A 16,459-nucleotide genomic window follows, 5' to 3' on the forward strand; every position below is an offset into this window, starting at 1 on the left:
GGGGCTGCAATAAAAAAAGCTGCCGCTTATCGCGGCAGCTTTGTTAACTTGAATGAAACAGAATGGCAGAGAATTAGCTACGCACTTTCCGGTAGATAAACAGCACGACCAGCGCACCGATAACCGCAACCACGAAGCTGCCGAAATTAAACCCGTCGACTTTGCCAAAACCAAAGAGGGTACTGATCCAGCCGCCGACCACGGCGCCGATGATCCCCAGAATAACGGTGACAATAAACCCGCCGCCGTCTTTCCCCGGCATAATCCACTTGGCTAAAATACCGGCAATAAGTCCAAAAATGATCCAGGAAAGAATACCCATGGTTAACCGTCCTCTTGTTACCTTTAAGCATTTAGTATTGAAAAGAGTAGCATATATAACGAGAGTGGATCGGCAATAATATATTTATTAGATAATTCCTTGCCGCTGCAGGGTGGTCCGTGTGACAAAATCTCTGGTCCTGACAAACCCGTTTCCGCTTATTACCCTGAAAAAAGGGAGGCTATTCGCCTCCCGGTCACGGCTTATATTACTGCGGTGGTTAGCCGCGATGAACAGCACAATCGCGACTGTTCGTCGAAGATTTCGATTTGCCAGACCTGATGGCGAGTCCCGACGTGCAACGCTTTACAGACACCCCGCACCCGGCCCCCGCGCGCCGAACGAATGTGGTTGGCGTTAACCTCCAGGCCCACCACCTTCTGTTCGCCTTCGCTGCACAGATAACCCGCTACCGACCCCAGGGTCTCCGCCAGCACCACCGACGCCCCACCGTGCAGCAGGCCAAACGGCTGCTGCGTACGGCCATCCACCGGCATCGTGGCCTCCAGCGTATCGTCGGTAAAGGTCTCAAAGCGAATATCGAGCAGCCCTACCATATTTCCCTCACCGAGCCGGTTGAGCTGCTCCAGCGTGGCCTGACGTTTCCAAATCATCCTATTATCTCCAGTAACGCCTGCAGCGGATGGCGAACGCCGCTGCCTTCAATGCGCTTCACCTGACTGCGGCAGGAGTAGCCCGTCACCAGACAGCGGTTACGCGGCAGCCGCTGCATCGCCTGCTGCCAGGAGAGCGCGTAAATGGCCAGCGAGTTGGCATGGTTTTTCACTTCATGACCATAGGTCCCTGCCATCCCGCAACACCCGACGCTGACGTTTTCCAGCTTCGCGCCAAAGTGGGCAAAAATATCTGCCCATTGCTTTGTCGCCGCCGGCAGCGCGGTCACTTCCGTACAGTGGCCGAACAGGTACCAGGGCTCGCCTCCCTGATCGGGACGGGCGGCGGTCGTCAGCGCCTTCGGCAACCACTCATGCACTAACAGCACCTGGAAATCGCCGCGCTTATCGCCGAGTGTTTGCTTATATTCATCGCGGTAGCAGAGCACCAGCGCCGGATCGACGCCAACCAGCGGCATGCCAAGCTGCGCCACGCGATTGAGGAAGTCCGCCGTCTTCTGCGCGGTGCGCGCGAAGCGGGTGAGGAATCCTTTAATATGCTGCGCCTTGCCGTTTGGAGAGAACGGCAGCAGCACCGGCTGATAGCCTAACGCTTCGACGAGGCGAATAAAGTCGGCCACCACCTGGGCGTCGTAGTAGCTGGTGAAGGGATCCTGTACCACCAGCACCATCTTCGCTTTCTGCTCGCCGCTCAGCGTTTCGAGCTGCTCAAGCGTCATGTTGGCGGAGCGGTGGCCGGCCATCTGCTGCTTCAGCGACGGCGCCGAGAGCAGCGGCAGATCGACCATCCCAATGTGCTTCTCCGACAGCTTTTTCAGCCACGGCTGGTTAATAAAAAAGTTAAAGGTCTTCGGCGCCTGCGCCATCAGCGGCGCATAGGATTCGACCGACGCCACCAGATGATCGCGTACCGGGCGCAGATAGCGGCTGTGGTACAGCTGCAGGAAGCGCGAACGGAACTCGGGCACATCGATTTTGATCGGGCACTGGGTCGAACAGGCTTTACAGGCCAGACAGCCGGACATCGCCTCTTTGACCTCGTGCGAGAAGTCATATTCCCCTTTACGCGCATGCCAGCTGTTCCGCGTGCGCGCCACCAGCGAACGCAGGCTGACACCCTGCTCCGGCAGCGCCTTCTCCAGCTGGTTGGGATCGACGCCGCGGTCGGCCAGCAGGCGCAGCCATTCACGCACCAGCGTCGCGCGCCCTTTCGGCGAGTGGATGCGCTGGTTGCTGACTTTCATCGACGGACACATCGGGCTCTTGACGTCAAAGTTGAAGCACAACCCGTTGCCATTACACTCCATCGCCCCGCGCCAGTTGCTGCGCACCGCGATGGGGATCTGCCGATCCCAGGTGCCGCGCTTCACCGCATCGACTTTCATCATCGGTGCGTCGACGCCTTCCGGAGGACAGATTTTCCCTGGGTTCAGGCGGTTATCAGGATCGAAGACCGCTTTGATCTTCCGCAGCTCGGCATACAGCGTCTCGCCAAAGAAGGCCGGACTGTACTCCGCGCGGAAGCCTTTGCCATGTTCGCCCCACAGCAGGCCGCCATACTTCGCCGTCAGCGCCACCACGTCGTCAGAGATCTGCTTCATCAGCACCTCCTGCTGCGGATCGCACATGTCCAGCGCCGGGCGCACGTGCAGCACCCCGGCATCAACGTGACCAAACATGCCGTAGCTCAGGCCGTGGCTGTCGAGCAGCGCGCGGAACTCGACGATGTAATCCGCCAGATGTTCGGGCGGCACGCAGGTGTCCTCGGCGAAAGGAATAGGCTTGGCGGCGCCTTTGGCATTGCCCAACAGACCGACGGCCTTCTTGCGCATGGCGTAGATACGCTCTACGCCATCGAGATCGTGACAGACCTGCCAGCCGATGACGCCCGCCTCACTGCCGGCCATCAGCTCATCCAGCCGCTGGCACAGGGCGGTGACCTGCTGGTCAATCAGCGTAGCGTCATCCCCGGCAAACTCGACGATATTGAGCCCGAGCATCTCTTTATCCGGCACGTCGGTGATCAGTTCGCTTACCGAGTGCCAGACGATATCCTCGCGCGCCAGATTCAGTACCTTGGAGTCGACAGTCTCCACCGACAGCGCTTTCGCCTGCACCATAAAGGGCGCGTTACGCAGCGCAGAGTCAAAGGAGTCATATTTGACGTTGACCAGGCGGCGCACCTTCGGCAGGCGGGTGATATCCAGCCGCGCTTCGGTAATAAACGCCAGCGTGCCTTCCGAACCGGTTAAAATACGGGTCAGATCGAACTCGCTCATCTCATCGTTAAAAACATGACGCAGATCGTACCCGGTGAGGAAGCGGTTAAGTTTAGGAAACTTATCAATGATCAGTTCACGCTGCGTCTTGCAGCGCTGGTAGACCGTGTTATAGATCCGGCCAATCGTCGATGGGGTGTTGCCCAGCGTCTCCGCCAGCGCCACCGGCACTGACTGGGTATCGAGGATATCGCCGCCCATCAGCACCGCTCGCAGACCGAGCACGTGATCCGAGGTTTTACCGTACACCAGCGATCCCTGTCCGGACGCGTCGGTGTTTATCATCCCGCCCAGCGTGGCGCGGTTGCTGGTGGAAAGCTCAGGTGCAAAGAAGTAACCATAGGGTTTAAGAAACTGGTTCAGCTGATCTTTGATGACCCCGGCTTCAACGCGCACCCAGCCCTCTTCGGGGTTAATCTCAATGATGCGATTCATATAGCGGGACATATCGACAATAATCCCGCCGTTCAGCGCCTGACCGTTGGTGCCAGTGCCGCCGCCGCGCGGCGTGAAGACCAGCGATGTAAAGCGCGGTTCGGCGGCGACGCGCGCCAGCAAGGCCACGTCCGCCGTAGAACGCGGAAAAAGCACCGCATCCGGCAGCAGCTGATAGACGCTGTTGTCGGTGGCCATCGTCAGCCTGTCGGCATAGCTGGTGGCGGTATCGCCGGTAAAACCCTGTTGCTCCAGTACCTGCAAAAAATTCAGCACCAGCTGAACTACCCCTGGTGCCTGAGAAATTTGTGGGATCATCACACTTGACCCTGCCTGACTATGTTGTGTTTGAAAATATTGTGTTGGTGCTAACTAAACGTTTGCGTAGCGCATTCAACTTTTTATCACATTTTTTTCATATGCGCCCACGTGTTTTCTGTGCAAAATCAGCCCGGCAATATTATTGATATTATTATCAGTACATGGATTTACGCGGCGCCAGCTTTTTGGCGCGACTGGAAAGGTAAAATTTCTCTATGATAAACCCCCATCAGCCTCGGGACATTCCGCAAATACTGCTGTCGGTGCTGTTCCTGGCCCTGATTATCATATCCTGCCTGTGGGTTGTGCAGCCGTTTATTCTGTCCTTCGCCTGGGCCGGTACGGTGGTGATCGCCACCTGGCCGGTGCTGCTGCGTCTGCAGCGCGTGCTGTTTGGCAAACGGATGCTGGCGGTGCTGGCGATGACCCTGCTGCTGTTTTTGTTATTCGTTATTCCTATCGCTCTGCTGGTCAACAGCCTGGTGGATAACAGCGTCCCGCTGATCAAACTTATCAGCAGTGGAAATGTGACGCTGCCGGATTTCGCCTGGCTGAACAGCGTGCCGCTGGTCGGCGATAAGCTGTACTCCGCCTGGCACGGCCTGCTGGATATGGGCGGCTCGGCGATTATGGCCAAGGTTCGCCCGTATATTGGCACCACCACCAGCTGGTTCGTCGGTCAGGCGGCGCACATCGGCAAGCTGCTGGTCTACTGCGGTCTGATGCTATTGTTCAGCGCGCTGCTCTACTGGCGCGGCGAGCAGGTGGCCTACGGTTTCCGCTATTTCGCTACACGCCTCGCGGCCAAACGCGGCGATGCCGCGGTGCTGCTGGCCGGCCAGGCCGTACGCGCCGTGGCGCTGGGTGTGGTGGTGACGGCCCTCACTCAGGCGGTGCTGGGTGGGATTGGTCTTGCCATCTCCGGCGTGCCCTACGCCGCCCTGCTGACCGTGGTGATGATCTTTACCTGTCTGGTCCAGCTCGGCCCTTTGCTGGTTCTGGTGCCGTCGATAATCTGGCTTTACTGGAGCGGGGACACCACCTGGGGCACCGTACTGCTGGTATGGGGCTGCGTGGTCGGCACCATGGACAACGTGATCCGTCCGGTGCTTATCCGTATGGGTGCCGACCTGCCGATGATCCTCATCCTCACCGGCGTCATTGGCGGACTGATCGCCTTCGGCATGATCGGGTTGTTTATCGGCCCGGTGCTGCTGGCCGTCTCCTGGCGTCTGTATGACGCCTGGGTACACGAAGTGCCGCCGCCGCCGAAAGACCCTGACGTCGTCCTCGAAGAGCTCAGCGAGCTGGAGGCCGGTCGCAAGTAATGCCCTGGCAGGCGGGGAGACCCGCCTGTTTTTTTGCCCACATATTGTTAAGCAAAATTTATTGATCGCCGCCACCGCGCTGGCCCTGAGCGCCATTCCCCTCGCCTTCCTACCCCGGTCCTTCACAACAATTTAACTATTGAGAGGAATCTGATCGACGGCAAAGGCCCCGCTGCCTACTATTAGCTCACGGTTATAAATCAACACCTTGATTTATAAGCATGGAAATCCCCTGAGTGAAACAACGAATTGCTGTGTGTAGTCTTTGCCCATCTCCCACGATGGGCTTTTTTTTGTCCTGCGCATCGCGACAGCGGACAGCCTGAAACAGGCAAAAAAAAAATCCCCGGCATCGCTGCCGGGGATCGGTGCTGTCAGGGCGAACTTATTTTTTCAGTTCCGCCAGACCTAACCAGGTTTGCACCACGGTATCCGGGTTCAGGGACAGGCTGTCGATCCCCTCCTCCATCAGCCAGGCGGCAAAATCTTCATGGTCAGATGGCCCCTGGCCGCAGATGCCGACGTATTTGCCCTGTTTTTTCGCTGCGCGGATCGCCATCGACAGCAGGGCTTTCACCGCGTCGTTGCGTTCATCGAACAGCTCAGAGACCACGCCGGAGTCGCGGTCCAGACCGAGCGCCAGCTGGGTCATGTCGTTCGAGCCGATGGAGAAGCCGTCGAAGTACTCGAGGAACTGCTCGGCCAGCAAGGCGTTCGACGGGATCTCGCACATCATGATGATCTTCAGCCCGTTCTCGCCGCGCTTCAGCCCCTGACGCTCCAGCTCTTCGACCACCGCTTTCGCCTGGGCGACGGTACGCACAAACGGCACCATCACTTCGACGTTGGTCAGCCCCATGTCGTTACGCACGCGCTTCATCGCTTCACACTCCAGCGCGAAGCAATCGCGGAAGCTTTCGGAAACGTAGCGTCCGGCGCCGCGGAAGCCGAGCATCGGGTTCTCTTCTTCCGGCTCATAACGCTCGCCGCCCACCAGGTTGGCGTATTCGTTAGATTTAAAGTCCGAAAGACGCACAATCACCCGTTTCGGGTAGAAGGCGGCGCCAAGGGTAGCGATCCCTTCGGTCAGACGGCCGACGTAGAACTCTCTCGGCGAATCGTAGCCTTTCATCAGCTCGCGGATTTCATTCTGCAGGCCCGGCTCCTGGTCGTCAAACTCCAGCAGCGCGCGTGGGTGAACGCCAATCATGCGGTTGATGATAAATTCCAGCCGCGCCAGACCCACGCCTTCGTTCGGCAGGCAGGCGAAGTCAAACGCACGATCCGGGTTGCCGACGTTCATCATCACCTTCAGCGGCAGATCCGGCATCTCGCCGACGCTGGAGCTCTTGACGCTGAAGTCCAGCAGCTCAGCGTAAACATAGCCGGTGTCGCCTTCGGCGCAGGAGACGGTCACGTTCTGGTTTTCCTGAATGCGATCGGTGGCATCGCCGCAGCCGACCACCGCCGGGATCCCCAGCTCACGGGCGATAATCGCCGCGTGGCAGGTACGTCCGCCGCGGTTGGTGACGATCGCCGAGGCTTTCTTCATGATCGGTTCCCAGTCCGGGTCGGTCATGTCGGTAACCAGCACGTCGCCTGGCTCAATGCGGTTCATCTCGCTGATATCGTGGATCACCTTCACCGGGCCGGCGCCGATACGGTGGCCGATGGCGCGCCCTTCGGCGATGATCTGCCCCTGAGCGTGCAGGGTATAACGCTCCATCACCTGGCCGCGGGAACGCACAGTTTCCGGACGCGCCTGGACGATAAACAGCTTACCGGTGTGGCCATCTTTCGCCCACTCGATATCCATCGGACGACCGTAGTGCTTCTCGATCTGCACCGCCTGCTTCGCCAGCTCTTCGACTTCCTCGTTGGTTAACGAGAAAACATCGCGCTGCGCCTGCGGCACATCTTCGATACGCACCTGCTTGCCGTGCTCCTGGGTCGGCGCGTAAACCATGCGGATCTTTTTCGACCCCATGGTGCGGCGCACGATAGCCGGGCGGCCAGCGGCCAGCGTCGGCTTGTGGACGTAGAATTCGTCCGGGTTCACCGCGCCCTGCACTACCATCTCGCCGAGGCCCCACGCCGAGGTGATAAACACCACCTGGTCAAAGCCGGACTCGGTATCGATAGAGAACATGACGCCGGAGGAGGCCAGATCGGAACGGACCATCCTCTGCACCCCGGCGGAAAGCGCCACGCCGCGGTGATCGTAACCCTGATGCACGCGATAGGAGATCGCGCGATCGTTAAACAGTGAGGCAAACACGTGCTTCACGGCAACGAGCACGGCGTCAAAGCCCTGCACGTTGAGGAATGTCTCTTGCTGCCCGGCGAAGGAGGCGTCCGGCATATCTTCCGCAGTGGCGGAAGAGCGCACGGCAAATGAAGCCTCGGCGTCATCGGCGGACAGCAGGTCATAAGCATCGCGAATCGCGTTTTCCAGTTCGCTCTGGAAAGGGGTGTCGATGATCCACTGACGGATCTGCGCGCCCGCTTTCGCTAATGCGGAAACGTCGTCAATGTCGGTTTCATCCAGCAGTGCATAAATGCGCTGGTTAACACCGCTTTGGTCCAGGAACTGATCAAAAGCATCAGCGGTGGTGGCAAACCCGTTAGGCACGGAGACACCCATACCGGACAGGTTTGTAATCATTTCACCAAGGGAGGCATTTTTGCCCCCAACTCTGTCTACATCATTCATGCCGAGTTGGTTATACCAAAGCACCAGCGGTGACGAGCCATTGTTGGACATCGAGACAATCCTTTTGTGATTTAATACCAGTGAAAAAAATTTCACGATCGACTGCAGGATTATCCTGACATATTTATGGGGCTGAAAAAAACGGTGAATCGTTCAAGCAAATTATTTTTTCAATTTTCGGACTGTTCCCCCGATATAGTTAACTTAATGATTTTTAGGAATTATGACGAAAAACGCTGGAAATAACGGCAAAAAAAAGAAAATGAACCACCCTTTTCATAAAAAACAAAAATAGCGTTTCAATTTTAACAAGAGACAAATCAAACAGGGATATGCTTAAATTTAATATCCGTATTCAGGCAATTAAACTCATTATACCGGATGGTCAAAATGGAAAGTGCTGTAGATCGCCACGTATTTTATATTTCTGACGGTACCGCCATTACGGCAGAAGTGCTGGGGCATGCCGTGATGTCGCAATTCCCGGTCGCCATCAGCAGCGTGACTCTGCCGTTTGTCGAAAACATCAGCCGCGCGCGGGCGGTGAAGGAGCAGATCGACGCCATCTATCAGCAAACGGGCATTCGTCCGCTGGTGTTCTATTCCATCGTCATCCCGGAAATCCGCGACATTATCCTGCAAAGCGAAGGTTTTTGTCAGGACATCGTGCAGGCGCTGGTGGCCCCGCTGCAGCAGGAGCTCAACCTCGACCCGACGCCAGTGGCGCACCGTACTCATGGCCTCAACCCCGGCAACCTGATTAAATATGATGCGCGTATCGCCGCCATCGATTACACCCTCGCCCACGACGATGGCATCTCCCTGCGTAACCTCGATCAGGCCCAGGTGATCCTTCTCGGCGTGTCGCGCTGCGGCAAGACGCCCACCAGTCTGTACCTCGCCATGCAGTACGGCATTCGCGCCGCCAACTATCCGTTTATCGCCGACGATATGGACAATCTGGTGCTGCCGGCGTCGCTGAAACCCCTGCAGCATAAGATGTTCGGCCTGACCATCAACCCCGAACGGCTGGCGGCGATCCGCGAAGAGCGTCGGGAGAACAGCCGCTACGCCTCTCTGCGTCAGTGTCGGATGGAGGTGACCGAAGTGGAGGCCCTGTATCGCAAAAATAAAATCCCGTGCCTGAACAGTACCAATTATTCTGTTGAGGAAATTGCGACAAAAATCATGGACATCATGGGGTTGAATCGCAGAATGTACTAACACACTAGTACATTATTAAAAATTTGTTTATGCTATCACCCGTGGCCTATACAGGATCATGCCCTGCTCTTGCAATAAGCAGGGATTGGTTTATCGTGATGCGCATCACTTCCCGGCATTTTCGCCGCGGAAGAAACAGATTTTGAGACCCCAATGAATAAAACAGACGAATTGCGTACCGCGCGCATTGAAAGCCTGGTAACGCCCGCGGAACTGGCCCAGCGCCATCCCGTCACGGCCGACGTGGCCGCCCACGTCTCGGCCTCCCGCCGCCGAATTGAAAAAATCCTCAACGGCGAAGACCGCCGCCTGCTGGTGATTATCGGCCCCTGCTCCATTCACGATACCGACGCGGCGATGGAATATGCCCGCCGCCTGCAGGGCATGCGCGAGCGCTACCAGCCGCAGCTGGAGATCGTGATGCGCACCTATTTTGAAAAACCGCGTACCGTGGTGGGCTGGAAAGGCTTAATCTCCGATCCGGATCTCAACGGCAGCTACCGGGTCAACCACGGAATTGAGCTGGCGCGGCGCCTGCTGCTGCAGGTTAATGAGCTGGGGGTACCGACGGCCACCGAGTTTCTCGATATGGTGACCGGTCAGTTTATCGCCGATCTCATCAGCTGGGGTGCCATCGGGGCGCGCACCACCGAAAGCCAGATCCACCGTGAGATGGCCTCAGCGCTCTCCTGCCCGGTCGGGTTTAAAAACGGCACCGATGGCAATACGCGCATCGCGGTGGACGCCATCCGCGCTTCCCGCGCCAGCCATATGTTCCTCTCCCCGGACAAGCAGGGGCAGATGACGATTTACCAGACCAGCGGCAACCCGTACGGGCATATCATTATGCGCGGCGGCAAACAGCCAAACTATCACGCCGAGGATATTGCTGCCGCCGGCGAGGCGCTGCGTGAATTCGATCTGCCGGAACAGTTGGTCGTCGACTTCAGCCATGGTAACTGCCAGAAGCAGCACCGCCGTCAGCTGGAGGTGTGCGCCGATATCTGTCAGCAAATTCGCGCCGGCTCCACCGCCATCGCCGGGATTATGGCAGAGAGCTTCCTGCAGGAAGGCACCCAGAAAGTGGTTCCCGGCCAGCCGCTGACCTGGGGCCAGTCGATCACCGACCCCTGCCTGAGCTGGGATGACAGCGAAAGGTTATTGAGCGAGCTGGCCGCCGCCACCGCTACCCGTCTGTAACCGCTCCGCCCGTCGCGCCTGCGGCGGGCAATTTCCTTCGGTGACTCCCCTACCAAATCCGGTAACACGATAAATAACGCTTGCCGTCAAAAACAACATTATTGATAATGATTATCATTGTTGCTTTGATTTTTATTTTGAGAGCTATGACGCGTATGGATAACACTGCCACAGCTGAAAAACCAAAAGACAATGCCCCTTATCCCGTGGCGACGGACAGGCAGATTAGCAGTCGGGTGCTGTTAGGTAGCGAAGGACGGGTAGTCATTGAACATGGCGGCCAGCGCTATCTGCTGCGCCAGACCCATGCCGGGAAGTTAATTCTGACCAAATAAGCGCCCCGCTGAGCGCGGGGCGAGGCGAGTTAGCTCGAGCAGCTGACTTCCAGACGTTTCCCCCAGTCCGGTGGGCGGCGGACGTAGTCGTCCTCGCGATCGGTAAAGGGGTCAGCCAGCGCGGCATGCAGGCGCTCCAGCTCGCCCATATCGCCCGCCTCGGCCTGCTCTATCGCCCGCTGCGCCAGCCAGTTGCGTAACACCAGCGCCGGATTAACGCCATGCATCCGCTGCTGGCGCTGCGCGTCATCCACCTGTTCATCACGCAGGCGCGCACGATACCCGGCAAACCAGCTGTCAAAAGCCCCCCGATCGATAAACTCGTCGCGCAGCGGCGAGGCGGCGCTGAGCTGTTCGCTGTGGCTCAGCAGGCGGAACGTTCGGGTATAGTCGCTCTTCTCACGGATCATCAGGGCAAACAGCCCGTCCAGCAGGTCGTTATCCCCTTTCTGCTGGCTGAACAGGCCGAGTTTATCGCGCATCCGCTGGCCATAAGTAGTCAGCAAGGCGTGCTGATAATCATCCAGCGCCGCGTTCAGCGCTTCGGCGCTGATAAACGGCGACAGCGACTGGGCCAGACGCTGCAGATTCCACAGTCCTACCGCCGGCTGGTTTTCAAAACTGTAGCGCCCCTGGTAATCCGAGTGGTTGCAGATGAAGTCCGGCTGAAAATCGTCAAGGAAGCCATACGGGCCGTAGTCGATGGTCAGACCGAGAATTGACATATTGTCGGTATTCATTACCCCATGGGCAAAGCCCACGGTTTGCCAGCTGGCGATGGTCTGCGCGGTACGCGTGACAACGTCACGGAACCATAACAGATACTTGTCTGCCTCATCCTGCAGCTGCGGCCAGTGGTGGCGAATGACATAGTCGGCCAATTGCTGGACCTTCTGCGGCTCACGGCGATAGTAAAAATGTTCGAAATGGCCGAAGCGGACATGGCTCTCTGCCACCCGCATCAACATCGCGCCAGCCTCCACGCGCTCGCGGTAGACCGGCGTATCGCTGGTCACCATCGCCAGGGCGCGCGTCGTCGGGATCCCCAGCGCGTGCATCGCCTCTGACGCCAGACTTTCCCGGATCGTCGAGCGCAGCACAGCGCGGCCGTCCCCCATCCGCGAATAAGGAGTCAGGCCGGCGCCTTTCAGATGCCAGTCGTAACGGCGGCCATCCGCCAGCTGCTGCTCGCCGAGCAGGATCCCGCGTCCGTCGCCCAGCTGGCCAGCCCAGGCGCCAAACTGATGGCCGCTGTAAACCTGCGCCAGCGGCGACATGCCCGGAAGCAGCGCTTCGCCGCCCCAGACGCCGGCCCCACTTTCAGGCGCAAACAGGGCGTCGGGCACCCCCAGCTGTTGCGCCAGTGGGGCGTTGCGCCAGATGAGTCGGGCGTTATCCAGCGGCGTCGGTGACAGGGAAGTGTAAAAATCCGGCAGTTCATCCCGCCAGTGGGTGGTAAAAGAAAGGGTCATGGTTCCTCCTTCCTTCAGTGTAGTGCCTCGAACAGCGGATTAACACAGGCGGAGTGCAGGGTTATCGGCAGAAAAAAGGGAAGCCTCACTTCCCTCTTGCTTCTGAATGACGTCAGATACGCCGCGCCTGCCAGAACTTTTTGTTCCAATAGACGTTATCCAGCGAGGAACGGGTGACGCCCTGGCTGGTGGAGGCATGAATAAACTGGTTGTCGGTATCGTAAATGCCAACGTGTAAGCCGCTCTCCCCTGAGCCGGTTTTGAAGAACACCAGATCGCCGGGCAGCAGATCGCGCTTATCGATGCGGGTGCCGACTTCCGCCTGCTCGCGGGTTTCACGCGGCAGCTGGAGGGCAAATTTATCGCGAAACGTGCGCACCACGAAGCCGGAGCAGTCAACGCCGCGCGGCGTCATGCCGCCGTAGCGATACGGCGCGCCACGCCAGCTGCGCAGCTGCTCGTTCAGATTCGCCACCACCGTAATGGAGTCAGCCAGCCGAGGATTCGGCGGCGGTGCCCGATGGCTGCTGCAGCCGGCTAAAATTAACGCCGCCGCCAACATGAACCAGAAGCGCATTTCAGATGATCCCTCTGTCCCTAGTCTCTTTATCGCAATAATTTAGCTTGTTTATCAATACACTGACAAGGTGACTGCGTGCTACTGTGACGCGATGAGCATAATATGACCGGCCACCTCCACGCGCTGGAACGGGATCGCATAGGCAGCGGTTAAATTTTCCTCATTCAGCACCTCGGCGGTCTCTCCGCAGGCGATGGCTTCGCCCTGGCAGAGCAGCCAGCTTTGTCCGGCATGGCGCAGGGTATGGTTGAGATCGTGGCTGCTCATCACCACCGCAATACCCGCCGCGCTCAGCTCACGTAACAGCCGATCCAGCGCCGCCTGCTGAGCCACATCCAGACTGTTCATCGGCTCATCCAGCAGCAGCAGTTGACCCGCGGGATGACTCAAGGGATCGATCTGCAGGATGACTGCCGCCAGCCGCACGCGCTGCCACTCACCGCCCGAAAGCTGATTGACCTGACGGCCCAGCTTATTGTCCAGACCAAGCCTGGCCGCGATATCGCTCAGACGGGCGCTATCGCCCTGCTGCTGCATATGCAGCGCCAGGTAGTGCCACACCGGCATGGCGAACGGCGGGGTCTGGTGTTGGCACAGATATCCGCGACGGCGCGCCAGCTCCGTCGCCGGCCACTCGTCAAGCCGCCGGCCGTTAAAATGAACCGTGCCGGGGCCGTCGGACAGCCCCGCCATGCGGGTCAGCAGCGTGCTCTTCCCTGCGCCGTTCGGCCCCACCAGGTGGACAATCTCCCCGGCGCGAAAAGCCGCAGAGAACGGGGCCAGACGCCCCGCCGCTTCTACATCCTGTAGCTGCATCAGAAACGCCATTATTTCGCCAGCGCTCCTTTAATCGCCGCCACCAGCTGCGGATCGTCCGGCGTCATATCCGGAGAGAAGCGCTGAATGACGTTGCCCTGGCGATCGACGAGGAATTTTTCGAAATTCCACAGAATGTCGTCCACATACAGCGGCGCCCGGCCTTTGCTGGCCATCCGCTCATAAAAACCGCTGCCTTCCGGGGCCACCGCTTTCGGCGCGGCGGCAATCAGTTTTTGATACAGCGGTGCGCGATGTTCACCGTTGACGTCAATTTTGCTGAACAGCGGGAAGGTGACGCCGTAGGTGGTGCTGCAGAAGGTCTTAATCTCTTCTTCACTGCCCGGCTCCTGGCCGAGGAACTGGTTGCAGGGGAACCCCAGTACGCTAAAGCCCTCGCCGGCAAACTGCTTTTGCAGATCCTCCAGTTGCTCATACTGCGGCGTCAGGCCGCATTTCGAGGCCACATTGACGATCAACAGCACCTTGCCGGCAAAGGATGCCAGGGTGGTTTTCTCGCCATCAATGGTCGTCACTTCGGTATTCAGAATGTCATGTTGCATAGCCTGTCCTCAATGGATAAACCGGTTTCCGGTGAAGGTGATCCCTATCTACTGTAGCGGATTCAGCGGCCGCCATTCTACTGCCAATCCCCCCGAGTTGTCGCATGATGTAACAGCGCTTCGCTGGCCGCCGGCAACATGAAATCCTCTCAATTGGGCAGTCGACCATTTCCGTGTACAGTATCCCGGTAATGTAATATGGTTTCGTTACTTGTTAATTTAAGAGAGTTTTATTGATGAAGAAGTTGTTTAGTCTGGCGTTAATCGCCACCTCTGTCGCTCTGCTGAGCGCTTGCTCTCCGGATGAAGATAATAAAGTGAAAGTCGCTATCAATACCGGGCCGGACGAAGCCATCTGGAAAGTGGTGGAGCAGGTGGCGAAGGATAAATATCATCTTGACGTCGAAGTAGTCTCCTTCAATGATTATGTGCTGCCCAACGAAGCGCTGAACAACAAAGATGTGGATGCCAACGCCTTCCAGACCCTGCCGTACCTTGAGGCGCAGTCGAAAGAGCGCGGCTATAAATTTGCGGTGGTCGGTAAAACCTTTGTCTTCCCTATCGCCGCCTATTCTCACCGGATCAAAAACATCAGCGAACTGCCCGATGGGGCGACGGTGACCATTTCTAATGAAACCACTACCCTGGGCCGCAGCCTGCTGCTGCTCCAGGCGCAGGGGTTACTCAAGCTGAAACCGGGCGTCGGCTATTTACCCACCACGCTGGATATCATCGACAACCCGAAACAGCTGAAAATTGTTGAAGTGGATACCCCGCAGCTGACCCGTACCCTTGATGATCCGAACGTCAGCCTGTCAATTATTAACACCAACTTCTCCGCTCAGGCGGGCCTGTCGGCCGCCCGCGACGGTCTGTTTATGGAGGGGCCGGATTCCCCTTACGTGAATGCGATTGTCGCCCGCGAGGATAATAAGGACAGCAAGAAAATTCAGGAGCTGAAGGCCGCCTTCCAGACCAGCGAAGTCGCGGAAAAAGCGAAGGAAGTCTACAAAGGCGACGCGATTAAAGGCTGGTAAGCCTGAACCGGCGCCGTCCCTGCCGACGGCGCCGCGCTATCCTCGCACCCGCGAACGCAGCAGCAACCAGATAAATACAGGCGCGCCCAGCGTCGCCGTCACCACGCCAATCGGCAGCTCTGCGGCGGAAAGCGCCAGTCGGGCAATGATATCCGCCCCCAGCAAGGCGCTCGCCCCCGCCAGCATACAGGCCGGGAGCAACACCCGGTGATCGCTTAAGCCGCATAATCGCAGAATGTGCGGGATCACCAGGCCGATAAAGCCAATTGCCCCCGCCAGCGCCACGCTAACGCCGACCAACCATCCGGTCGCCACCACCAGCAGCTTGCGCCATAGCCACAGCGGCAGCCCGAGCTGACGAGCGGAGACCTCGCCCAGCGCCAGTAAATTCAGGGGTTGCGACTGCAGACAGACCCAGCAGAGCACCGGCAGGAGGGCTATCATCAGCCACAACTGCTGCCAGTCGACGCCGCCAAACCCGCCCATCATCCAGTACATCAGCTGACGCAGGTCAAAAGAGGTGGAGAAGTAGACCGCCCAGGTCATCAGGGCGCTGCAGATGATCCCCAGCGCCACCCCCGCCAGCAGCAGACGACTGGTAGACAGATGGCGGCGGGCAAAACGTAGCAGAATAAAGGTGATCAGCAGCGCGCCGAGGATCGCGCACAGGCCGAGCGCCCAGCCGGGCAAGACCCCTTTCCCCAGCAGGACGGCGGCAATCAGCCCAACGCCCGCCCCGTTGGAGACGCCCAGCAGACCCGGCTCCGCCAGCGGATTTTCAAACAGTGCCTGCATAATCGCCCCGGAGAGCGCCAGCGCCGCCCCCACCAGCACCACCGCCAGAGTTCGCGGCAGGCGGATCTGCCAGATGAACAACTGGCCTTTCGCGCTCAGCCATTCTCCAGGCGGGATCCATTGATCGCCCGCGCACAGGCTGACCAGCAGGGTGACCAGGAGCAACAGCGTTAATCCGAAGAGCCAACGCCGGCTGCGGCGCTGTTGAAGATGGGCGAGAGTCAGCATAGATTCCATTACGCAGTGGGAACAAGAGACTGATTTTACGGTGGGTGTCGCGGTGAGAAAAGGAAAAGATCCGAGTGAATTTAGTAAAAGACAACATAAAAAGAGTAAATATGGCTTGTCAAATCCTATGCCATCCATCATATTTACTAAATTATAAAAAAATACAGTAAATTTAA

15 protein-coding genes and 1 other RNA gene are annotated in these 16,459 nt (G+C 58.2%); 7 read left to right on the top strand and 9 right to left on the bottom strand.

The annotated features are described in order from the left end of the window. Nucleotides 1-73 precede the first annotated feature (73 nt). The 3 genes from CWM61_RS02870 to CWM61_RS02880 all read right to left on the bottom strand — a co-directional run bounded on the left by CWM61_RS02870 (nt 74) and on the right by CWM61_RS02880 (nt 3,989). Nucleotides 74-322 (bottom strand): GlsB/YeaQ/YmgE family stress response membrane protein, encoded by a 249-nt coding sequence (locus tag CWM61_RS02870; protein WP_002909014.1) that lies wholly within the window; start codon nt 320-322, stop codon nt 74-76. A 203-nt stretch (nt 323-525) separates the two neighbouring features. Then, nucleotides 526-936 carry a 1,4-dihydroxy-2-naphthoyl-CoA hydrolase gene (gene menI, locus CWM61_RS02875; protein WP_023290099.1) on the bottom strand — a complete coding sequence of 137 codons (411 nt, stop codon included), beginning with the start codon at nt 934-936 and terminating at the stop codon, nt 526-528. Beyond that, nucleotides 933-3,989: an FAD-binding and (Fe-S)-binding domain-containing protein gene (locus CWM61_RS02880; RefSeq protein ID WP_100630672.1), complete on the bottom strand. Its 3,057-nt coding sequence runs from the start codon at nt 3,987-3,989 to the stop codon at nt 933-935. Before CWM61_RS02880 ends, menI begins: the two co-directional genes overlap by 4 nt. Before the next feature lie 218 nt (nt 3,990-4,207). Here CWM61_RS02880 and ydiK point away from each other — a divergent pair, with 218 nt between their 5' ends. Then, complete coding sequence (gene ydiK, locus CWM61_RS02885; protein WP_100630673.1) at nt 4,208-5,320, top strand: AI-2E family transporter YdiK; 1,113 nt, start codon at nt 4,208-4,210, stop codon at nt 5,318-5,320. Nucleotides 5,321-5,509: 189 nt separating this feature from the next. Then, nucleotides 5,510-5,617, top strand: an RNA gene (rprA, locus tag CWM61_RS02890) — antisense sRNA RprA. A gap of 88 nt (nt 5,618-5,705) precedes the next feature. On the opposite strand, the gene ppsA is transcribed toward rprA, so the two are convergent. Then, nucleotides 5,706-8,084 carry a phosphoenolpyruvate synthase gene (gene ppsA / locus CWM61_RS02895; protein ID WP_008804447.1) on the bottom strand — a complete coding sequence of 793 codons (2,379 nt, stop codon included), beginning with the start codon at nt 8,082-8,084 and terminating at the stop codon, nt 5,706-5,708. A gap of 75 nt (nt 8,085-8,159) precedes the next feature. Between ppsA and CWM61_RS28995 the strand changes: the two genes are divergently transcribed. The 4 genes from CWM61_RS28995 to hemP all read left to right on the top strand — a co-directional run bounded on the left by CWM61_RS28995 (nt 8,160) and on the right by hemP (nt 10,792). Next, entirely contained in the window at nt 8,160-8,279 is a 120-nt protein-coding gene (locus tag CWM61_RS28995; protein ID WP_165785233.1) for a hypothetical protein, read from the top strand. Between the two features lie 144 nt (nt 8,280-8,423). Then, entirely contained in the window at nt 8,424-9,257 is an 834-nt protein-coding gene (locus CWM61_RS02900; RefSeq protein ID WP_002909061.1) for a pyruvate, water dikinase regulatory protein, read from the top strand. 153 nt (nt 9,258-9,410) lie between these two features. Continuing rightward, on the top strand, nt 9,411-10,457 hold the full coding sequence (gene aroH / locus CWM61_RS02905) for a 3-deoxy-7-phosphoheptulonate synthase AroH (RefSeq protein ID WP_061156355.1): 1,047 nt from the start codon (nt 9,411-9,413) through the stop codon (nt 10,455-10,457). 155 nt (nt 10,458-10,612) lie between these two features. Further along, entirely contained in the window at nt 10,613-10,792 is a 180-nt protein-coding gene (hemP, locus tag CWM61_RS02910) for a hemin uptake protein HemP (RefSeq protein WP_023290103.1), read from the top strand. Nucleotides 10,793-10,821: 29 nt separating this feature from the next. Here hemP and selO read toward each other — a convergent pair whose 3' ends face one another. From selO to CWM61_RS02930, 4 genes are all read right to left on the bottom strand, one after another. Then, nucleotides 10,822-12,264, bottom strand: a complete 1,443-nt coding sequence (gene selO / locus CWM61_RS02915) for a protein adenylyltransferase SelO (RefSeq protein ID WP_100630674.1) — start codon at nt 12,262-12,264, stop codon at nt 10,822-10,824. A gap of 112 nt (nt 12,265-12,376) precedes the next feature. After that, nucleotides 12,377-12,841 carry an NlpC/P60 family protein gene (locus CWM61_RS02920; protein WP_100630675.1) on the bottom strand — a complete coding sequence of 155 codons (465 nt, stop codon included), beginning with the start codon at nt 12,839-12,841 and terminating at the stop codon, nt 12,377-12,379. An 81-nt stretch (nt 12,842-12,922) separates the two neighbouring features. Next, on the bottom strand, nt 12,923-13,672 hold the full coding sequence (gene btuD / locus CWM61_RS02925) for a vitamin B12 ABC transporter ATP-binding protein BtuD (RefSeq protein WP_100630676.1): 750 nt from the start codon (nt 13,670-13,672) through the stop codon (nt 12,923-12,925). After that, nucleotides 13,672-14,223 carry a glutathione peroxidase gene (locus CWM61_RS02930; RefSeq protein ID WP_074385548.1) on the bottom strand — a complete coding sequence of 184 codons (552 nt, stop codon included), beginning with the start codon at nt 14,221-14,223 and terminating at the stop codon, nt 13,672-13,674. Before CWM61_RS02930 ends, btuD begins: the two co-directional genes overlap by 1 nt. Before the next feature lie 236 nt (nt 14,224-14,459). On the opposite strand from CWM61_RS02930, the gene CWM61_RS02935 reads away from it, so the two are divergent. Continuing rightward, nucleotides 14,460-15,260, top strand: coding sequence for a MetQ/NlpA family ABC transporter substrate-binding protein (locus CWM61_RS02935; protein WP_061154230.1), 801 nt, complete (start codon nt 14,460-14,462; stop codon nt 15,258-15,260). Nucleotides 15,261-15,296: 36 nt separating this feature from the next. Here CWM61_RS02935 and btuC read toward each other — a convergent pair whose 3' ends face one another. Then, nucleotides 15,297-16,283, bottom strand: coding sequence for a vitamin B12 ABC transporter permease BtuC (gene btuC, locus CWM61_RS02940; RefSeq protein WP_100630677.1), 987 nt, complete (start codon nt 16,281-16,283; stop codon nt 15,297-15,299). Between the last annotated feature and the right edge of the window lie 176 nt (nt 16,284-16,459).

It is taken from the genome of Klebsiella sp. K-Nf6 (assembly GCF_002806655.1).
Classification (GTDB): Bacteria; Pseudomonadota; Gammaproteobacteria; order Enterobacterales; family Enterobacteriaceae; genus Klebsiella; species Klebsiella variicola.

Bases quoted from the DNA above. Each gene is read 5' to 3' on its own strand.
- CWM61_RS02920 (WP_100630675.1), bottom strand. From the start codon at position 12,841: ATGCGCTTCTGGTTCATGTTGGCGGCGGCGTTAATTTTAGCCGGCTGC.
- selO (WP_100630674.1), bottom strand. From the start codon at position 12,264: ATGACCCTTTCTTTTACCACCCACTGGCGGGATGAACTGCCGGATTTT.
- ydiK (WP_100630673.1), top strand. From the start codon at position 4,208: ATGATAAACCCCCATCAGCCTCGGGACATTCCGCAAATACTGCTGTCG.
- ppsA (WP_008804447.1), bottom strand. From the start codon at position 8,084: ATGTCCAACAATGGCTCGTCACCGCTGGTGCTTTGGTATAACCAACTC.
- CWM61_RS02930 (WP_074385548.1), bottom strand. From the start codon at position 14,223: ATGCAACATGACATTCTGAATACCGAAGTGACGACCATTGATGGCGAG.
- CWM61_RS02880 (WP_100630672.1), bottom strand. From the start codon at position 3,989: ATGATCCCACAAATTTCTCAGGCACCAGGGGTAGTTCAGCTGGTGCTG.
- menI (WP_023290099.1), bottom strand. From the start codon at position 936: ATGATTTGGAAACGTCAGGCCACGCTGGAGCAGCTCAACCGGCTCGGT.
- CWM61_RS28995 (WP_165785233.1), top strand. From the start codon at position 8,160: ATGGGGCTGAAAAAAACGGTGAATCGTTCAAGCAAATTATTTTTTCAA.
- hemP (WP_023290103.1), top strand. From the start codon at position 10,613: ATGGATAACACTGCCACAGCTGAAAAACCAAAAGACAATGCCCCTTAT.
- btuD (WP_100630676.1), bottom strand. From the start codon at position 13,672: ATGGCGTTTCTGATGCAGCTACAGGATGTAGAAGCGGCGGGGCGTCTG.
- CWM61_RS02900 (WP_002909061.1), top strand. From the start codon at position 8,424: ATGGAAAGTGCTGTAGATCGCCACGTATTTTATATTTCTGACGGTACC.
- aroH (WP_061156355.1), top strand. From the start codon at position 9,411: ATGAATAAAACAGACGAATTGCGTACCGCGCGCATTGAAAGCCTGGTA.
- CWM61_RS02935 (WP_061154230.1), top strand. From the start codon at position 14,460: ATGAAGAAGTTGTTTAGTCTGGCGTTAATCGCCACCTCTGTCGCTCTG.
- btuC (WP_100630677.1), bottom strand. From the start codon at position 16,283: ATGCTGACTCTCGCCCATCTTCAACAGCGCCGCAGCCGGCGTTGGCTC.
- CWM61_RS02870 (WP_002909014.1), bottom strand. From the start codon at position 322: ATGGGTATTCTTTCCTGGATCATTTTTGGACTTATTGCCGGTATTTTA.